Origin of the sequence: Methylovirgula ligni (assembly GCF_004135935.1) — a bacterium.
GTDB classification, from domain to species: Bacteria; Pseudomonadota; Alphaproteobacteria; order Rhizobiales; family Beijerinckiaceae; genus Methylovirgula; species Methylovirgula ligni.
Map to the genome: position 1 here is coordinate 2179547 of NZ_CP025086.1, position 18045 is coordinate 2197591.

The 18045-nt window shown below is 64.2% G+C and carries 15 protein-coding genes and 1 tRNA gene; 8 read left to right on the top strand and 8 right to left on the bottom strand.

Annotation, left to right across the window (positions count from 1 at the left end):
• Positions 1-57: 57 nt before the first annotated feature.
• Positions 58-1575, bottom strand: a complete 1518-nt coding sequence (locus tag CWB41_RS10500; RefSeq protein WP_115836766.1) for an acyl--CoA ligase — start codon at positions 1573-1575, stop codon at positions 58-60.
• Between the two features lie 26 nt (positions 1576-1601).
• Entirely contained in the window at positions 1602-2603 is a 1002-nt protein-coding gene (locus CWB41_RS10505) for a 2-dehydropantoate 2-reductase (RefSeq protein ID WP_115836765.1), read from the bottom strand.
• Between the two features lie 303 nt (positions 2604-2906).
• Between CWB41_RS10505 and oxlT the strand changes: the two genes are divergently transcribed.
• Positions 2907-4199, top strand: a complete 1293-nt coding sequence (oxlT, locus tag CWB41_RS10510; RefSeq protein ID WP_115837102.1) for an oxalate/formate MFS antiporter — start codon at positions 2907-2909, stop codon at positions 4197-4199.
• A 56-nt stretch (positions 4200-4255) separates the two neighbouring features.
• Here the strand turns inward: oxlT and CWB41_RS10515 are convergent, their stop codons facing one another.
• The 3 genes from CWB41_RS10515 to CWB41_RS10525 all read right to left on the bottom strand — a co-directional run bounded on the left by CWB41_RS10515 (position 4256) and on the right by CWB41_RS10525 (position 6099).
• Entirely contained in the window at positions 4256-4681 is a 426-nt protein-coding gene (locus CWB41_RS10515) for a hypothetical protein (protein ID WP_115836764.1), read from the bottom strand.
• Positions 4682-4795: 114 nt separating this feature from the next.
• Positions 4796-6007, bottom strand: coding sequence for an MFS transporter (locus CWB41_RS10520; protein WP_115836763.1), 1212 nt, complete (start codon positions 6005-6007; stop codon positions 4796-4798).
• A gap of 15 nt (positions 6008-6022) precedes the next feature.
• Positions 6023-6099: transfer RNA gene (locus CWB41_RS10525), tRNA-His, on the bottom strand.
• Positions 6100-6357: 258 nt separating this feature from the next.
• Here CWB41_RS10525 and CWB41_RS10530 point away from each other — a divergent pair.
• Both CWB41_RS10530 and CWB41_RS10535 read left to right on the top strand, forming a co-directional pair.
• A complete protein-coding gene (locus CWB41_RS10530) occupies positions 6358-8997 on the top strand; it encodes a sensor histidine kinase (protein WP_115836762.1) in 2640 nt (879 codons plus the stop codon).
• A 175-nt stretch (positions 8998-9172) separates the two neighbouring features.
• Positions 9173-9688: a cytochrome b gene (locus CWB41_RS10535; RefSeq protein ID WP_115836761.1), complete on the top strand. Its 516-nt coding sequence runs from the start codon at positions 9173-9175 to the stop codon at positions 9686-9688.
• A gap of 15 nt (positions 9689-9703) precedes the next feature.
• On the opposite strand, the gene CWB41_RS10540 is transcribed toward CWB41_RS10535, so the two are convergent.
• Genes CWB41_RS10540 through CWB41_RS10550 form a run of 3 tightly spaced genes read right to left on the bottom strand, consistent with a single transcriptional unit; the run spans position 9704 to position 12557 of the window.
• Positions 9704-10375 carry a LutC/YkgG family protein gene (locus CWB41_RS10540; protein WP_115836760.1) on the bottom strand — a complete coding sequence of 224 codons (672 nt, stop codon included), beginning with the start codon at positions 10373-10375 and terminating at the stop codon, positions 9704-9706.
• Positions 10372-11793: a LutB/LldF family L-lactate oxidation iron-sulfur protein gene (locus CWB41_RS10545; RefSeq protein ID WP_115836759.1), complete on the bottom strand. Its 1422-nt coding sequence runs from the start codon at positions 11791-11793 to the stop codon at positions 10372-10374. Before CWB41_RS10545 ends, CWB41_RS10540 begins: the two co-directional genes overlap by 4 nt.
• Complete coding sequence (locus CWB41_RS10550) at positions 11790-12557, bottom strand: (Fe-S)-binding protein (protein ID WP_115836758.1); 768 nt, start codon at positions 12555-12557, stop codon at positions 11790-11792. Before CWB41_RS10550 ends, CWB41_RS10545 begins: the two co-directional genes overlap by 4 nt.
• Before the next feature lie 48 nt (positions 12558-12605).
• On the opposite strand from CWB41_RS10550, the gene CWB41_RS10555 reads away from it, so the two are divergent.
• The 5 genes from CWB41_RS10555 (at position 12606) to CWB41_RS10575 (ending at position 17875) form a co-directional block, all read left to right on the top strand.
• A complete protein-coding gene (locus tag CWB41_RS10555) occupies positions 12606-13070 on the top strand; it encodes a CYTH domain-containing protein (protein ID WP_115836757.1) in 465 nt (154 codons plus the stop codon).
• Between the two features lie 60 nt (positions 13071-13130).
• On the top strand, positions 13131-14567 hold the full coding sequence (locus tag CWB41_RS10560; protein WP_115836756.1) for an FAD-linked oxidase C-terminal domain-containing protein: 1437 nt from the start codon (positions 13131-13133) through the stop codon (positions 14565-14567).
• Positions 14568-14725: 158 nt separating this feature from the next.
• A complete protein-coding gene (gene glcE / locus CWB41_RS10565; RefSeq protein ID WP_115836755.1) occupies positions 14726-15928 on the top strand; it encodes a glycolate oxidase subunit GlcE in 1203 nt (400 codons plus the stop codon).
• Positions 15929-15930: 2 nt separating this feature from the next.
• Positions 15931-17259, top strand: coding sequence for a glycolate oxidase subunit GlcF (gene glcF / locus CWB41_RS10570; protein ID WP_115836754.1), 1329 nt, complete (start codon positions 15931-15933; stop codon positions 17257-17259).
• A gap of 19 nt (positions 17260-17278) precedes the next feature.
• Positions 17279-17875, top strand: coding sequence for a hypothetical protein (locus CWB41_RS10575; protein ID WP_115836753.1), 597 nt, complete (start codon positions 17279-17281; stop codon positions 17873-17875).
• The last annotated feature ends 170 nt before the right edge of the window (positions 17876-18045 follow it).

An 18045-nucleotide genomic window follows, 5' to 3' on the forward strand; every position in this document is an offset into this window, starting at 1 on the left:
AACGGGACGCCGCAATGGCGTCCCGTCTCATTCCCCCGAAGCCGGATCAACGATCGATCAGGCGAGGCCCAGCTTCTGCGCGAGGCCGATGCGCTGCAATTTGCCGGTCGCGCCCTTCGGAATCTCTTCCAGGAAAACGATCTTGCGCGGCGTCTTGAACGCTGCCAGCCGTTCGGAGAGAAAATTGCGCAATTCCGCCTCGGTCACCGTGTGCCCCTCGCGCAGGACGACGGCGGCGGCGACTTCTTCGCCAAGCTTGTCATGCGGCAATGCGAAGGTCACGACCTGCGCGACCGCCGGATGATCGAGCAGGGCTTCGTCGACTTCGCGCGGCGAAATTTTTTCGCCGGCGCGATTGATGATTTCCTTAAGCCGCCCGGTAAGGCTCAAATGCCCATCGGCGTCGATCATGCCCTGATCGCCGGTGCGGAACCAGCCATTGGTGAAGGCGCTGGCGTTGGCCGAGGGATTGTTCTCGTAGCCTGTCGTGACGTTGTCGCCGCGGATGACGACTTCGCCGATCTCCCCGATGCCGAGCAGATTGCCGTCCTCATCCATAATGCCGATCTCGGGACCGGCCGGCAGGCCAACGGCGCCGGGCTTGCGCTTGCCGCGCAACGGGTTCGAGGCCATCTGATGCGAGGCCTCGGTCATGCCGTAGGCTTCGATGAGCGGCGCGTGAAAGGCCGCCTCCAGTTCGCCGATCAATTGCGGCGGCATGGATGCCGAGGACGAGCGCAGGAAGCGCAGCGGGTGACGCGCGATCACATCCTTGTTTTGGCTGGAGCGGGCGAGGATCGCCTGATGCATCGTCGGCACCGCCGTGTACCAGGTCGGCTTGCAATCATCCATCCAGCCGAAAAACTTCAACGCGTTGAAGCCGGGCGTGCAGAAAATCTGTCCGCCGCGCGACAGCGGCGCGAGAATGCCGGCGATCAGCCCGTGGATATGGAAGAGCGGCATGATGTTGAGGCCGCGATCCGTGTCGGTGAATTCGAGGCTGGTCGCGATGTTCCCCGCCGAGGCGGTGACATTGCGCTGGCTCAGCGGCACGATCTTTGGCCGCGAGGTCGTGCCCGATGTGTGCAGGATGAGGGCGACGTCCTCGCTCTCGGCGTAGCCGGGGTTGGCGGCCGGCTTTTTCTCGCCGCCCGAGAGTGTGAACGCCCCGGCGCCGGCGTTCGCATCGAGCGTCAGGGTGAGGATCGAGATGCCGAGCTTCTGCGCGACCGCGACCGCAGGCGATTTGCTGCCAGCCTCGACGACGAGCGCCTTGGAGTTGAGGTCGCTCATGTAAAACTCGAACTCGTCGGCCTTATAGGCCGGGTTCAGCGGCGCGGCGGTCGCGCCCGACGCGATGGCGACGAAGGCCGTCGCCATTTCCGGGCCGTTGGGCAGGACGATGGCGACGCGGTCGTTGCGGCCGACACCGAAACCGTTCAACGCCGCGATCGTATCGGCGACGAGCTTGCGAAAGGCATCAAAGGTCAGGTCCCGCGCCCCCGGCGCGGTGATCGCAGCGGCATCGCTACGCCCCGCGGCGAGCAGTTCCTTGAGAGTTCGGATTTCACTCATGTCTATTTCCCAAATGATATGCCGGCTCAGGCCGGTTCGACGACAAGGCGGCCCTTTTCGCGAGCCAGCGTTTCTCCAAGAAGCTTGACGACCGCATAGAGCGAATCGAGATGCGGCGAGGCGACATCGACGATCCGGCCGAGTTCGAGCACCGAGCCGATGAGCGCATCGGCTTCGAGCGCACGGCCGGTTTCGACATCCTGCAGCATCGAGGTCTTGTGCGGGCCGACCGCCTCGGCGCCGGCGATGCGCTTTTCGAGCGGAATGCGGAAGCGGATGCCCAGCGCCTCGCCAATCGCCTTCATCTCGCGCATCACCTCTTCCGCCAGCGTGCGGGTGAGCCTGAAGCGGCAGATGTCTTCCAGCGTGGCGTGGGTCAGCGCGCTGATCGGGTTGAAGGTCGCATTGCCCCAGAGCTTGGTCCAGAGTTCGGCGCGGATATCGGTGACGACCGGCGCTTTGAAACCGGCGCGGGTGAAAGTCGCGGCGATCTGCTCGAGCCGCTCCGTCGGGCTCTCATCGATTTCCGCCAGCGAGAAGCGATAGCCTTCGATATGGCGAATGACGCCTGGGCGCTCGATCTCCGCCGCCGGATAGACGACGCTGGCGATGACGCGCTCAATCGGCAGATTGTCGGCGATCACGCCGCCGGGATCGACGCTTTCAAGCCGTGCGCCCTCATGCGGACCGCCATGCTTGAAGAAATACCACCACGGAATCCCGTTCTGCGCCGTCAGCACGCTCGTCCGCGGGCCGTAGATCGCCGGCAGATCGCGCACAATGGCGGCGACCTGATGCGCCTTCATGCCGAGAATGATGAGATCCTGCTCGCCGACGTCGGCGATGCGGTTGGAGGCTTTGACCTTGGCGATCGTTTCCTTGTCGCCCTCGATCAGCTTCAGACCGTTCGCACTGATGGCCGCAAGATGCGGACCGCGCGCAATGACGCTGACGTCTTCACCGGCATCGGCAAGCTTCGCCGCGAGCAGACCGCCAATCGCGCCTGCGCCGATTACGCATATTCTCATCAGTTCCTCAGTCCCTCAGGTCAAATTGTCGCGGAGATTGGCGGCTGCGCCAAGGCGATGTCGGCGTGTCCATGCCGCATCTCGACTGGTCTTGTCCACCCTCATGTCATACATCGCAGCGCGCAAGTTTAAGCGCGGCATGCATGTGGTCGCTTCGCACAAGCAGCATCGGTTAGCTGGCCTTGCTGCAACGCAACACGTTGCAAATAATCACCTTTTCTAACTTAATTCCAGAAAAATTTCTTGCCGAATTGCGTTTATCTCGGCAAATTCCCCCGCCACCGAAAAGAGGAACGCGTAAAGATGACTGTTGCTGTGGGGAAAGAGGTCGTCGTTTCGGAAAGCCGTAGCAACTATCGTTGGGTTCAACTTCTCGTCGGCATCGTCTGCATGACGATGATCGCCAATCTCCAGTATGGCTGGACGTTGTTCGTCGGTCCGCTGCATGCGGCCTTCGGCTGGAAACTGACCTCGATCCAGGTTGCTTTCACCATCTTCGTCGTCTGCGAGACCTGGCTCGTTCCGTTCGAGGGCTATTTCGAGGATCTGTTCGGGCCGAAGCCGCTGATCGCCTTCGGTGGCGTTCTCGTCGCGGTCGCCTGGGTTCTCAACTCGCAGGTCACCGGCCTTTCCGGTCTCTATATCGCACAGGCGATCGGCGGCATCGGTGCCGGCGCGATCTATGGCACGTGCGTCGGCAATGCCGTGAAATGGTTCCCGGACCACCGCGGGCTTGCCGCGGGCCTTACGGCTGCCGGCTTCGGCATTGGCTCGGCGCTGACCATCGTGCCGATCTCCAACGTCATCGTGGCGCATGGCTATCAGAGTGCGTTCCTTTATTTCGGTCTCGTGCAGGGCATCGTCGTCTGTATTTGCGCGCTGCTGTTTCGCTCGCCGTCCAAGGCGCCGGCCGATGCCGCGCCGCCGGCTGATGCCGCGTACCGTCAGTTCTCACCGCGCGAAATGTTGCGCACGCCGCTGTTCTGGCTGCTCTATGCAATGTTCGTGATGATGGCCGCCGGCGGCCTGATGGCGACCGCGCAGCTTGCCCCGATCGCCAAGGACTTCGGCGTCGCCAAAGTGCCGGTCAGCTTTATCGGCTTCACGCTTCCGGCATTGACCTTCGCCCTTGCGCTCGACCGCACGCTCAACGGCCTGACGCGGCCGTTCTTCGGCTGGGTGTCGGATCGGATCGGCCGCGAGAGCACCATGTTCCTCGCCTTCGGCGTCGAGGGCCTCGCCATTCTTGCGCTCAGCAAGTACGGACACACGCCTGGGCTTTTCGTGCTGCTCAGCGGTCTTGTCTTTTTCGGCTGGGGCGAAATCTACTCGCTCTTTCCCGCGACCTGCACCGACAGTTTCGGGACGAAATTCGCCACGACGAATGCCGGTCTTCTTTATACCGCCAAGGGTACGGCGGCGCTGCTCGTGCCGTTCTCCAGCAAGCTCACCGAGCTTAGCGGCAGTTGGCATCTCGTGTTCCTGATCGCCGCCGCGCTCAACATTCTGACGGCGCTGCTGGCGATCTTCGTGCTGCGGCCGCTGCGGCGCCAATACGCCGGGGCCGCACATTCCGAGACCGACTTGCTGGAATAGATCGCGTCACATGGCTTGAGGTTGTTCGGCCGCAAGCTATCGCGATCAAGCGCGCTTCAATAATCGCGCGCGTAGAACTCGATATGCACACGGTGCGGGCTTGTCGCGTCCGCGTCGATCGTGTCGGTGAAGGTCGAGGGGTCGATCTCAAGCTCCACATAGGTCGGATTGTAATATTTATATTCGACGATCGTCGCCGGGATCAGGTTGTAGCGATAATCGGCGAAGGCGCGCACCCGCCACAATCCGTAATTCGGGGGCAGGGTGCAGGCGACATGGAACGTGTGCGTAATATCGAGATCGGCATATTCGGAATTGCGTAGCGTCACCCCGACATTGCGTGCGTCGACCACGCGGATGCTTGAGGCATCGACGACGAGGTCGAGACTCGCCAGCGGCGGGTGGTACGGCCGGTAGTGCGCGGATATGAGCGCAGGCTGAGACGCGTGTAGGGCCAGAGCCAGAAAAGCCGCCGCTGCCATTTTGATCTCCGATACGCCGCAAAGAAATTGCCGTTCGACCTTCGCGCCTCGCCCTTCGTCTGTCTATCCGCCGCGCCGGCCGCTCAGTCCATTGTGATCTAGAGATCGTGTGATCTAGAGATCGCGCGGCAGGAAATAGGCGAGCAGCCCGATCAGCGGCAGGAAGGCCGTCAGATGATAGACGAAAGTTATGCTCGAGGCATCCGCCACCGCGCCGAGGACGGCGGCGCCGAGGCCCGCCATGCCGAAGGCGAAGCCGAAGAACAGGCCCGCGACGGCGCCCACCCGCTCTGGCAGAAGCTCCTGCGCATAGACGATAATCGCCGAAAAGGCCGAGGAGAGCACGAAGCCGATGATGAAGGTCAGCACGATCGTCGCCGGCAGGTTCACGTAGGGCAGCGCCAGGGTGAACGGCAGCACGCCGAGGATCGAGCCCCAGATCACATAGCGGCGTCCGAAGCGGTCGCCGATCGGGCCGCCGAAGAACGTGCCGAGCGCCGAGGCAAAGAGGAACACGAACAGGCAGATCTGCGCCGTCGCCACCGGCAGATGGAATTTCTCGATCAGATAGAAAGTGTAATAGCTGCCGAGGCTCGCGAGATAGACGAACTTCGAAAAGACGAGCGCGAGCAGCACCGCAACCGAGGCCGCGACGTGTTTGCGGGTCAGGCCGTGGCTTGGCGCGGCCCGCTTCGTCCGGCGCGGCATCGCCGCCACGCGCGCCGCATACCAGCCGCTGATTCTGTAAAGAAGAAAGATGCCGGCGAGCGGCAGCAGGGCGAGCCAGGCTATGGCTCTCAGTCCATGCGGCACGACGAAAAAGGCGACGAGCAACGGCCCGATCGCCGCGCCGGTGTTGCCGCCGACCTGGAACAGGGATTGCGCCAGCCCGTGCTGGCCACCCGAGGCCATGCGCGCGACGCGCGAGGATTCCGGGTGGAAAACCGATGAGCCGACGCCGATCAGAGCGGCCGCGATCAGGACCACGAAAAAGTGATTCGCGAAGGCGAGCAGGAGCAGACCGCAAAGCGTCACGCCCATGCCGATCGGCAGCGAATAGGGCTTGGGATTCTTGTCTGTATAAAGACCGATGAACGGCTGCAGCAGCGAGGCCGTGAGCTGGAAGGCGAGCGTGATCAGTCCGATCTGGCTGAAGCTCAACTGGAAGGTCTGCTTCAGGATCGGATAGACGGCCGGGAGCAGCGACTGAACGGTATCGTTCAGCATGTGGGCGACGCTGAGCGTCAGCAAGAGAGCGATAAGCGTAGATTCGCCCGTCGCCGCTCCATAGCGATGAGGCGTCTGAGCCTTTGAATCCAGGGACATGATCTTTGTGGTAAATGGTACCGCCACCCCGGCTCGAACGGGGGACCTCTAGATCCACAATCTAGCGCTCTAACCAACTGAGCTATGGCGGCGTGGAGTTCGCGCCGGAACCTATTGGGATAGCGTAGCGATTGCAAGGCTTGGCGCCGCAGGACAGGGCCGATCTCACAACAGATCGACGGGAAAATGCGCTTTGCCGCCGGTCGCGGCATTAAGCATGAATCGATCAACTTGGGCAGAAATGCTAAGGGCTTATGGACCCCCGCCGGGGCAGCCGTTAGGACTTCTTTAAGGCTATCCGTGGCGGCGGAGGGGGCCGAGGATGCGACCGGAAGAGAGCCTCTGCCGCGATGATGGCCTATATCTGCGAGCCCGGCGTAAGCCACGAGGCGATAGAGACGGCGCTTCGCGCCCTGTCGCTTCGCGACGAGGCGATCCCGTTTTTGGTCGCCGCGCCCGATGGCGCGACCGACAAGATCGTTGCTGCCAGCCAGACGATGCTGACCCTGTTCGCGGCCGCCGATCTTGCGGCGCTGACGGCGCGGCTTTTTGCCAGCACGGACACCGGCGCCGAGCGGGTCGCGGAGCAGGCACGCGGCCTTGCGCTCGATAGCGCGCCACGGCTTGAGCGTCTGAGCTTCGCGCTCCAGCCGGAGGCGGAGACGATCACCGTTCTTTCCCGGCGGATCGCTGACGCCGCGCATGGATCCTTGTATGTCGCGGCGATGCTCGGCGTCGGGGCGCTGCTGGCGCGCCGGCAGGCCGAATCCGCGCCCGTGCCCGAATCACCGCCCATCCCGGCTCTGCAGCTCGACGAGGTGCGCCAGCTTCTCGGCGCGCGAATCGGCGCGCGGACCAATGTGCGTTTTCTCTGGCGCACGGATGCGCGGGACACCGTCACCGAGATCACGCCACCACTCGCCGATGTCGTCGGGACGGAAGCCGCGGACATACTCGGCCGCGATTTCGGCGACGTGGCCAAATATCTGGACCGGGAGCCGGACGGGCCGCTGGCCCGTGCCTTCGCCCGGCGCGAGACCTTCAGCGGCGTCGAGGTTCTCTGGCCGATCGCCGGGGCCGCCGCCGCCGTGCCGGTCGGGCTGGGCGGCCTGCCGGCCTTTGATCGCGCGCGAAATTTCGACGGCTATCGTGGCTTTGGCGTCATTCATGTGGACCGGCTGGCCGCGAGCGAGCCGCGCGAATTTCTGTTGCCCGAGATCGAGACCGCGCCGGAACTGGCGCCGCCCGCTGCGCCGGAGCCTTTGGCTTCTTTGCCTGGAGCGACCGCCGCGCCTGCGCCCGAAGTGGCCGCGCCAGCGCCCGCGAGCGAAGCACCGCCTCCACCGCCGGCTCCCGAGCCGGTCGCCATCGTGTCCGAACCTGTCGAGGACGACGACGAGGGCCTGCTGTCGCAGGATGAGGCGACGGCTTTCCGGGCGATCGGCGATGTGCTGGCGGACGAGGTACCGCCTCCGCCCGAGGCTGCGGGCGCCGAACCGGCGGCCGCGCCGCCGATCCTCGATGCCAATGCGGCCGCGCTTCTCGACCGTTTGTCGCTCGGCATATTGGTCAGCCGGGACAATATCGCGATCTACGCCAATCGTACCTTGCTCGATCTTTTGGGCTTTGCCGACGAAGACGCTTTCCATGCCGCCGGCGGCATGGCGCGGATGTTCAATCTGGCGCCGAATGGCAGCGATGCGATCGGCGTGCGAACCGCGGCGGGCGCCATCCTGCCGGCACGGGCGCGGATCCAGGCGATCGAGTGGGATCATCTGCCCGCGACCCTGCTGACCCTGCGCCCTGAGGATGAAAAGGCGCGCGGACAGACCGAGCAGCTCGAAGCCGATTTACGCACGCAGAAGGGCGAGGCACGGGAGCTTTCCGCCATTCTCGACACGGCGACGGACGGCCTCGTCATCCTCGATCCCAACGGGCGCATCGTCACGCTCAACCGTTCGGGCGAGGCGCTCTTCGGCTACGACGAGAGCGAGGTCGTCGGCCAACCGATCACCGTGCTTGCCGCCTCCGAGAGCCAGGGTAGGGTTCTCGATTATTTCGAGGGCCTCAAGACCGACGGCGTCGCCAGCCTGCTCAACGACGGCCGCGAGATCACCGGCCGGGCGAAACAGGGCGGCCTCATTCCGATCTTCATGACTCTCAGCCGTGTCGGTCCTGCCCAGAGCGATCCCGCGCAACAGAAATTCTGCGCGCTTTTCAGGGACATGACGCATTGGAAGAAAGTTGAGGAAGAACTTAAACAGGCGCGGCAGGAGGCCGAGCGCACGAGCGCGCTGAAGTCGGATTTCCTCGCCAAGGTGAGTCACGAAATCCGCACGCCGCTCAATGCCATCATGGGCTTTGCTGAAGTCATCATGGAGGAGCGGTTCGGCCCCATCGGCAACGAGCGCTATCGCGATTATCTGCGCGACATCCATACCTCCGGCGCGCATGTGATGAGCCTCGTCAACGACCTGCTCGATCTCTCCAAGATCGAGGCGGGCAAGATGGACCTGCAATTCGTTTCGGTCGATGTCAACCGCGCGATTTCGGAGGCGGTCGGCATCATGCAGCCGCAGGCGAACCAGGCGCGGATCATCATGCGCCTCTCGCTCGCGCCGCACCTGCCGAAGATCGTCGCCGACGAGCGTTCGCTGCGCCAGATCCTGCTCAACCTTCTCTCCAACGCGGTCAAGTTCAACGAGCCGGGCGGGCAGGTCATTATCTCTTCGGCGCTGACTGATACCGGCACGGCGGTGATCCGTATTCGCGATACCGGGATCGGCATGTCGGACAAGGATATCGAGACTGCGCTCGAACCCTTCCGTCAGCTCGCGACCTCTCGCCAGACCAGCGGCACTGGCCTCGGGCTGCCGCTGACCAAGGCGCTGGTCGAGGCCAACCGCGCCTTCTTCACCATCAAGAGCAAGAAGGACGAGGGCACCTTCGTCGAGGTCGCCTTCCCGCCGGCGAGAGTCCTGGCGGAATAACCAGATTTATCATGCGCTCTGCGCAGGCCCGGATCATTCGCGCGGGTTCCGGCTTTGATCTTTCGCAAACCGCAAGGCTGAACCGCAGCATGAATTCTTTGTAACTTGTTTTGTCGTAGTGCTGCGACGAAATTCCCTAACGAGTCTAGAATAATTCTAGATTAGGGGAATCTTGATGCATTACGATTCGCGCACGATCGCGCTGCATTGGACAACAGCGGGCTTGGTTCTCATTCTCTGGACCATTGGCCAGACTGCTGATTTCATTCCTCGCGGCCCGTTCCGCGGTGCCTATTGGTCGGCGCATTTCCTTTTGGGCTTCATCTTCGTCGCTGTCCTTCTGACGCGAATCCTTTGGCGCAGTAGCGGCGGGAAACGCCTGCCGCCGGCAGACAGCGGCGCTCTGCAAGTCATTTCCAAGACGACGCATTATCTGCTCTACGCGCTTTTGGTGATTGTCGCGGCGCTCGGCCTCGCCAATGCCTTCGCGCATGGTGTCTCGATCTTTGGCATCATCAATCTGCCAAAGCTCGCCGACCATGCGCGGGCAGAATCGATCGGCGACCTGCACGAGCTTGCAGCAAACAGCGTACTTGCCTTGGCGGCCTTTCATGCCGCTGCGGCGCTCGCGCATCACTATCTTTGGCGCGACAAGGTGCTCGAGAGAATGCTGCCGGAGCGCGCGTCCTGAGTTCGCCGCGCCGCTTCAACTGCCGCCGACGATGAGAATATGCAGCGCGCGGGGGCCATGCGCGCCGAGCAGCAACGTCTGCTCGATATCGGCCGACCGCGAGGGGCCGGTGATGAAATTCACCGTGCGCGGCATCGTGCCTTCGCCATAGGCGGCGCGCAGCTTCGCCCAGAACGCCTCGTAATCGCCGACGATGGCCCACGCTTCGACGACGACGATATGCGTCTCCGGCAGAAAGTTCAGCGTCGTCGGATTGTCCGGGCCGGAGACGAGCGCGAGCGTGCCTGTCTCGGCAATCCCGGCGAAGGCGTGCGAGAGCCCAACGCGGTCCTCCGGCTGCGCACGGCCTTCATCAAGACGGAGCGCCGCCGATTCCCAGGGCAGGGCGGCGAGATAGGGATCGGCGCCCTTGCGCAATTGCAGCGGCAGGTTTTTCGCGCGTAGGAAATCCGCGATCCGCGCCGGAATCTCCTCGGCGCTGGCGACGTCCTCCACTGTCGCAAAAACCCGCTCGGCCTCGGCGCGAAAGAGCGCCACTTTGTCAGCGGCCACGCGCCCCCGTGCGGGGATCACGCTCTCCGGCGCTTCGGCCAAGCGCGCATTGACCGTGTGGCGCCGGGAGTCTTCCGCGCCGGTGACGCCAAGCGCGCGGCGGATGCCGGCGAATATTTTGGCGCGGTCGCTCATGGTTTTTTCCGCGCCGCGAATTGCGCCTGGAATGTGCCGCCTTGCGGCGCCGGGAAGTCGCGCTGTGCCGTCCAGCCGCTGGCGAAGGGCAGGCTGCGAAACTTGCCGCTCCGGCCAAGGAGCGCGAGGCCGCGCATCGCGATCCGCGCCGCAGGACCATAGATTTGCGGGCGTCGGGCGAAAAACCCCCAGACGGCGAGGCCGAGACGCTGGCTCTGCGGGCCAAGATAATGCGCGAAGGCGCGCTCGCGCCATTGGCGCAGCAATTTCGGCAGCGGGATGCGCACAGGGCAGACGCTCTCGCAGGCGCCGCAGAATGTCGAGGCATTGGGCAGGTCGGCCGAATGGGCGAGGCCGAAAAGGCCCGGCGTCAGCACCGAGCCCATCGGCCCTGGATAGACCGAGCCATAGGCATGGCCGCCGACGGATTGATAGACCGGGCAATGGTTCATGCAGGCGCCGCAGCGGATGCAGCGGAGCATTTCGGCGAAATCGCTGCCGAGCATTTTGGTGCGGCCGTTGTCGAGGATGACGACATGATAGTCCTCCGGGCCGTCCGGATCGCCGGGCCGGCGCGGGCCGGTCGAAAGCGTCGTATAGACCGACATGTCCTGCCCGGTCGCCGAGCGCGCCAGCACGCGCAGCAAAGTGCCCGCGTCTTCGAGCGTCGGCACCAGCTTCTCGATCGAGGCGAGGACGATGTGGACTTTCGGCAGGCTCTGCGAGAGATCGCCATTGCCTTCGTTGGTGACGATGATCGAGGTGCCGGTCTCGGCGACGAGAAAATTTGCGCCGGTGATGCCGACGTCGGCGGCGAGGAATTTTTCGCGCAGGATTTTCCGCGCCTCCGTCAGCAGCGAAACAGGCTCGCTGAGGTCGCGCTCCGGCGGCAGGCCCGTGTGCAGGCGGTGGAAATCCGCGGCGATCTGATCCCTTGTCAGATGCACGGCAGGCGCGATGATGTGCGAGGGCATTTCGCGGCGGAGCTGGATGATATATTCGCCGAGATCGGTCTCGACCGGCGTAATGCCCGCGGCTTCGAGCGCGGCGTTGACGCCCATTTCCTCGCCGATCATCGACTTGCCTTTGGCGACACTCCTCGCGCCGCGCCTGCGGCAGATGTCGAGCACGATGGCATTGGCGTCCTCGGCTGTGCAGGCGTAATGCACCGTGCCGCCGCTGGCCGCGACTTTCGCCTCATAGGCTTCGAGGTAGAGATCGAGATGGGCGAGCGTATGCGCTTTGATGTCCCGCGCCGCGTCGCGCAAGGCTTCAAATTCCGGCAGGCGCGCGACGGCCTTGGCGCGCTTGCCGATAAAGCCGTCGCGGGAGATATGCAGTGCCTTCTGCAAATGCGCGTCAGCGAGCGCGCGATGCGCCTTCTCGGCGAAATGCAGATGGCTTTGCGGCGCGCTCATGTCTTGCTCGCACAAATCGCCGGCGTACCGGTCATGCCGGCGAGAACCTCGGCGAAATGGCGCACCTCGATGGTGCTGCCGCGCCGCGCCAGGCGGCCGGCGATATTCATCAGGCACCCAAGATCGCCTGCCAGCAGGACCGGCGCGCCGCTTGCCTCTGCCGCCTCCGCCTTCTCCTCGACAATGGCGGCGGAGACCTCGCCATATTTGACCGCGAATGTGCCGCCAAAGCCGCAACAGCGCGTATGATCCTGCATCTCGACGAGGTCCAGCCCGCGCACCGAACCGAGCAGCTTGCGCGGCTGCGCGGCGATGCCCAGTTCGCGGAGGCCGGAGCAGGCATCGTGATAGGTCACGCGATGTGGAAATTCGGCGTCGATGTGAGTGACCTTCAGAATGGTGACAAGAAAATCTGAAAGTTCATAGACCTTGGCGCCGAAGGCGCGGGCCTCTGCGGCGAAGCCGGGATCATCCGCCAAAAGCGCCGGATAATGTTTGGCTAGCATCCCAGCGCAGGAGCCGGAAGGGACGACGACATAATCATAGGGCGCGAAGGCTTCGATCACCGGCCGCGCGAGTTCTTTGGCGAGTGCGCGGTCGCCGGAATTGTAAGCGGGCTGGCCGCAACAGGTCTGCGGCGGAACTTCGACCGTACAGCCAGCGTCCTCGAGCAGCTTGACGGCCGCCCAGCCGATCGACGGCCGGAAGAGATCGACAAGGCAGGTGACGTAGAGGCCGACACGCGGCCCTTGCGGGGCTTCCATGCGGCAACTATCGGCTCTAAGCCTGCCGCGTCAACATTCGGGGGACAGATGGGCCGCGAGATCGAACACAAGTTTCTGGTCGATACGTCGCTCTGGCGCCCGGATGGGCCGGGCGTCGTACTTCGCCAGGGCTATCTTTCGACGGACAAGGAGCGCGTCGTCCGCGTGCGGACAGCCGGCCCGAAAGCCTATCTCACGATCAAGGGCCCGGGGCATATCAGCCGGGCGGAATTCGAATATGAAATCCCCTTCGCGGACGCGAGTTTCATGCTCGATCATCTGTGTCTGCCGGGCGTGATCGAGAAGACGCGCTACCGGCAGCCGGTCGGCGCGCACATCTGGGAGATCGATGTCTTCCACGGCGAGAACGACGGCCTGGTTCTGGCCGAGGTCGAGCTTCGGGGCGACGATGAGGCCTTTGAGCATCCCGACTGGGCGTTGCGCGAGGTTTCGAACGACGCGCGCTACTTCAACGCCGCGCTGTCGCAGAAACCGTTCAAGAGCTGGGCCTGACGTCAGGGACTTGCCGCAGGCGGGGCTTCGGCGCATGGTCCGACGGGAAAAAGGTTGAACATGTCCGGTATTCAATTTCCCAAGCCCGATCCGTCTATTATCGCCCGGCGTGAAACGATCATCGCTGGCCTCGCCGCGCTGGTCGCGCCGGACTCGCTGATTACAGCCGAGGATGAGCGCCGCGCCTTCGAGACCGACGCGCTGACGGCCTATCGGCGGATACCGCTCGCCGTCGTATTGCCGCGCACGACGGAGGAGCTTTCCGCGGTCTTGGCCTTTCTGCACAAGGAAGGCGTCAATGTCGTCGCGCGCGGCGCCGGAACCTCGCTCGCGGGCGGCGCGATCCCGCAGGAAGATGCGGTCGTTGTCGGCGTCGCCAAAATGGCGCGCGTGCTCGATATCGATTACGCCAATCGCACGATCCGCGTGCAGTCGGGCGTCACCAATCTGTCGATCTCGGGCGCGGTAGCGGCCGAGCGCTTCTTCTATGCACCGGACCCGTCCTCGCAGCTTGCCTGTACGATCGCCGGCAATATCGGCATGAATTCGGGCGGCGCGCATTGCCTCAAATATGGCGTGACGACCAACAACGTGCTGGGCGTCAAGATGGTGCTGGTCGATGGCACCGTGGTCGAGATCGGCGGACCTTATCTCGACAGCGCGGGCCTCGATCTGCTCGGCCTCGTCGTGGGCTCAGAAGGGCAGCTTGGCATTGTCGCGGAGGCGACCTTGCGCATCCTGCCCATGCCCGAGGATGCGCGGCCGGTGCTTTTCGGCTTCCCGACGAGCGAGGCGGCGGGCGGCTGCGTCGCGGCGATCATCGGCGCGGGCATCGTCCCGGTTGCGATCGAATTCATGGACAAGCTCGCCATCGAAATCTGTGAGGATTTCGCTCACGCCGGCTATCCGCTGGATGTCGGCGCGCTGCTGATCATCGAATCCGAAGGCTCGCCCGCCGAGATCGACGCCGAACTCGCCAGGATCGTTGCTATCGCCAAGGATTACAGCGTCACCACCATCAAGGAATCGAAATCGGCAATCGAGACGGCGGCGATCTGGAAGGGTCGCAAGTCCGCCTTCGGCGCGACGGGGCGCGTCGCCGATTATATCTGCATGGATGGCGTCATCCCGACCGGCAAGCTGCCGCAAGTGCTGCACCGGCTGAACGAGATCGTCGCGGAATTGGGTTTGCGTGTCGCCAATGTCTTTCATGCTGGCGACGGCAATCTGCATCCGCTGGTGCTCTACAATATCAACGACCCGGCCGAGCAGGCGAAGGCGGAAAAGGCCGGCGAGGAAATCCTCAAGCTCTGCGTCGAGGCCGGCGGCTGCCTGACCGGCGAGCACGGCGTCGGCATCGAGAAGCGCGATCTGATGCCGTTCCAGTTCAACCCGGTCGATCTCCAGCAGCAGATGCGCGTGCGCGCCGCCTTCGATCCCGGCTGGCGGCTGAACCCGGCCAAGGTCTTTCCGCTTGAGGGTAGGGTGGCCGCCTAGCCGTCGTTGCTTTATTCGTCCTCATCCTTCGAGACGCGCTTTCGGCGCTCCTCAGGATGAGGGGTTCCTGCACCTTTGCCCTCACCCCGAGGGGCGAGCGAAGTGAGCCTCGAAGGGCGAGGGCGACATACAAATACATCCATGCTAGCTCACCCGCCATGAATTCCGTCACCCCAAAAACCGAGGCAGAAGCCGCCGAGGCCGTGAACACGGCGCGGGCGGCGCGCAGGCCGCTCGGGATCGAAGGCGGCGGGACGCGCGCGGGTCTCGGCCGGCCCGTCGCGGCGCAGACGCGGCTTTCAACGCGCGGCCTCACCGGCATTACGCTTTATGAGCCGAGCGAACTTGTGATCTCCGCGCGGGCGGGCACGCCGCTCAACGAGATCGAGGCGGCGCTGAAGGACAAGAACCAGGCGCTTGCCTTCGAGCCGATGGATCATCGCGCGCTCTACGGCACGCAGGGCGAGCCGACGCTCGGTGGCATCGCGGCCGGCAACATCTCCGGCCCGCGCCGCATCTCGGCCGGCGCGGCGCGGGATTTTCTGATTGGCCTGCGTTTCGTCAATGGTCGCGGCGAGATCATCAAGACCGGCGGGCGGGTGATGAAAAATGTCACCGGCCTCGACCTCGTGAAACTCCTCTGCGGCAGTCACGGCACGCTCGGGGTCATCACCGAGGCGACGTTCAAGGTCCTGCCGCATCCGGCGTCCGCCGCGACCTTGGCGCTTTACGGTCTCGCCGACGGCAAAGCGGTCGCGGCGCTCTGCGCGGCGCTCGGCTCACCGCTCTTCGTCAGCGCCGCAGCGCATCTGCCCGCTGGGCTCGCGACGCCAGAGCCGCTCACATTATTCCGTCTCGAAGGCCCACAGGCCTCGGTCGATGAGCGCCTGTCGGCTCTGCGGCGCACATTGGCGCCGTTCGAATCCGGCGAGGCGTTGGCGCCCGATTATGCCGGAGCGCTCTGGCGCGCGATCCGCAATATCGTACCGCTGGTATCGCCGCCCGACGCCGCCATCTGGCGCATTTCCGTGCAGCCGACACGCGCGCCCAAATTTGTCGATCTGCTCTTGAAGCAGGTCGCGGCGCGCTATTACTACGATTGGGGCGGCGGCCTCGTCTGGCTTTCGATCGCGGCGACGGGCGATGCGGGCGCGGCGGCGGTCCGCGCCGCGCTCGTGCAAGCGGGCAACGGCCAGACGATCGGCCATGCGACGCTCGTGCGCGCGCCGGACGATGTGCGCCGCACGGTTGATGTCTTCGAGCCGCTCGCCGCGCCTTTGTTGAAACTGACGAAGGATATCAAGGCGAGTTTCGATCCGGACGGTATTCTCAATCCCGGCCGCATGTATGCGGGTATCTGATCATGCAAACGGTCTTCACCGAGGCGCAGCTCACCGACAGCCATATGGCGATTTCGGAAAAGATTCTGCGCTCCTGCGTCCATTGCGGCTTCTGCACCGCCACGTGCCCGACCTATGTGCTCGAAGGCGACGAACTCGATAGTCCGCGCGGCCGCATCTATCTCATCAAGGAGATGTTCGAGCAGGGGCGGGCGGCACCGGCCGATGTCGTCACGCATCTCGATCGTTGTCTGTCCTGTCTCTCCTGCATGACGACATGCCCCTCGGGTGTGCATTACATGCATCTCGTCGATCACGCGCGCGCGCATATCGAGGAGACGTATCGGCGTCCCTGGACGGACCGGGCGATGCGCAGCCTGCTTGCGGCGATCCTGCCCTATCCGCGCCGGTTTGCACTGGCGTTGCGGGCGGCGGCGCTGGCGCGGCCCCTCGCGGGCCTGTTGAAGCGCGGCATCGGTGCGCCGCGGAAGACGCCGCGTCTGGTGGACCGGCTCGCCGCCTTGCTCGCCTTGACGCCGCGACATCTTCCTGCTGCGGCTAGCACGCCTTCTGTCTCGCGCGCTCAGGGAAAAAAACGCGGCCGCGTCGCGCTGCTGAAAGGCTGCGCGCAGCAGGTACTCGATCCGCGCATCAATGCGGCGGCGATCCGGCTCCTGACGCGCAACGGCATCGAGGTTATCGAAGCGCCGGACGAGGGCTGTTGCGGCGCGCTGGTGCATCATATGGGCAAGACACCGCAGGCGCTCGATCTCGCCCGCGCCAATGTCGACGCCTGGACGAAGATCGCCGCCGATGGCGGGCTCGATGCGATCCTCGTCACCGCCTCCGGCTGCGGCACGACGCTGAAGGATTATGGCTTCATGCTGCGCGAGGATCCTGTCTATGCCGAAAAAGCGGCGGAGGTTTCGCGGCTCGCGAAGGACATTTGCGAATATGTCGCGGAACTCGACCTCGCGCCGGGACAAGTGCAGGACAAGGTCGTCGCCTATCATGCCGCCTGCTCGCTGCAGCATGGGCAGAAAATCACCGATCAGCCGAAGCGCCTGTTGAAGGCCGCCGGCTTTCGTGTGCGCGACGTGCCGGAAGGGCATATCTGCTGCGGCTCGGCCGGGACTTACAATATCATGCAGCCGTTCTTTGCCGAGCGGCTGCGAACGCGCAAGCTCGCCAATATCGAAGCGTTGCGGCCGGACATTATCGCGCTCGGCAACATAGGCTGCATGACGCAGCTTGCGAGCGGAACGGACATCCCGGTCGTCCATACGGTTGAATTGCTCGATTGGGCGAACGGCGGCCCGATGCCCTTGCAAATCGAACGCGCCAGCGCATGATGGCTTGCTGAGGAGCGAGATGGCGAAAGATAAGCAAAAGCACGGAAGCAAAGCGCCGGCATCCCGTGCGGGCGCGAAGAAGCGCGCCGCGCCCGCCAAGACCGCCAAAAAGCCTGCCGCGAAGAAGGCCGCAGCCAAATCCTCCGCCAAGAAGTCCGCTGCAAAGCCGACCGTCGCGAAGAACATCACGGCGCGCAAATCCGTGCCGATCAAGACCGCGCGGGTCAGCAAGCGCGCGCTGCTGCCGCCCTTGCCGCCGCCGCCGACTTCGCCGTTGAAGGCGGCGCGCAGCGGGGCTCGGGTGGTATCCCGCGCGACGGCGCACAGCCGGTCCAAGTCCCGGAAGGCGGGCAGGGCATTGTTTGAAATTCCGGCCTGCACCGAGATCGTGCTGCGGCAGAAGCTGCGGCTCGCGTCGCCTTATGTGGAACTCTGGCTGGCGCAGAGGGAAAATGTCCTGGCGGAGATCGACGGGCTGACCCCGGAGGCGGCCTTCGTGCGCATCTGGCAATGGCTGATGCTTGAGGCGACGCTGGAAGGCGGCCGGGTGGTCATCACGCCGGATCTCGTCGAAAAACTCTTCGCCGAGGAAATGGGACGCCGTCCCACCGCGTAATCGCGGGGACCATCACCTCGCTTTCCGAATTTTTTTGCTTGCCGTAGCGGCGCTCGCTCGCGGACCCACCGGGCAAATTTGCGCCTTCAACGCGCTGTTAACCCTAACACTTTCTAATCTGTTCGAACTGTGCGTCGCTCTCGCGCGCCCATAGCGTGGCGCCATAACCC

Coding starts and splice junctions, on each gene's coding strand:
- CWB41_RS10500 (WP_115836766.1), bottom strand. CDS start 1,575: ATGAGTGAAATCCGAACTCTCAAGGAACTGCTCGCCGCGGGGCGTAGC.
- CWB41_RS10505 (WP_115836765.1), bottom strand. CDS start 2,603: ATGAGAATATGCGTAATCGGCGCAGGCGCGATTGGCGGTCTGCTCGCG.
- oxlT (WP_115837102.1), top strand. CDS start 2,907: ATGACTGTTGCTGTGGGGAAAGAGGTCGTCGTTTCGGAAAGCCGTAGC.
- CWB41_RS10515 (WP_115836764.1), bottom strand. CDS start 4,681: ATGGCAGCGGCGGCTTTTCTGGCTCTGGCCCTACACGCGTCTCAGCCT.
- CWB41_RS10520 (WP_115836763.1), bottom strand. CDS start 6,007: ATGTCCCTGGATTCAAAGGCTCAGACGCCTCATCGCTATGGAGCGGCG.
- CWB41_RS10530 (WP_115836762.1), top strand. CDS start 6,358: ATGATGGCCTATATCTGCGAGCCCGGCGTAAGCCACGAGGCGATAGAG.
- CWB41_RS10535 (WP_115836761.1), top strand. CDS start 9,173: ATGCATTACGATTCGCGCACGATCGCGCTGCATTGGACAACAGCGGGC.
- CWB41_RS10540 (WP_115836760.1), bottom strand. CDS start 10,375: ATGAGCGACCGCGCCAAAATATTCGCCGGCATCCGCCGCGCGCTTGGC.
- CWB41_RS10545 (WP_115836759.1), bottom strand. CDS start 11,793: ATGAGCGCGCCGCAAAGCCATCTGCATTTCGCCGAGAAGGCGCATCGC.
- CWB41_RS10550 (WP_115836758.1), bottom strand. CDS start 12,557: ATGGAAGCCCCGCAAGGGCCGCGTGTCGGCCTCTACGTCACCTGCCTT.
- CWB41_RS10555 (WP_115836757.1), top strand. CDS start 12,606: ATGGGCCGCGAGATCGAACACAAGTTTCTGGTCGATACGTCGCTCTGG.
- CWB41_RS10560 (WP_115836756.1), top strand. CDS start 13,131: ATGTCCGGTATTCAATTTCCCAAGCCCGATCCGTCTATTATCGCCCGG.
- glcE (WP_115836755.1), top strand. CDS start 14,726: ATGAATTCCGTCACCCCAAAAACCGAGGCAGAAGCCGCCGAGGCCGTG.
- glcF (WP_115836754.1), top strand. CDS start 15,931: ATGCAAACGGTCTTCACCGAGGCGCAGCTCACCGACAGCCATATGGCG.
- CWB41_RS10575 (WP_115836753.1), top strand. CDS start 17,279: ATGGCGAAAGATAAGCAAAAGCACGGAAGCAAAGCGCCGGCATCCCGT.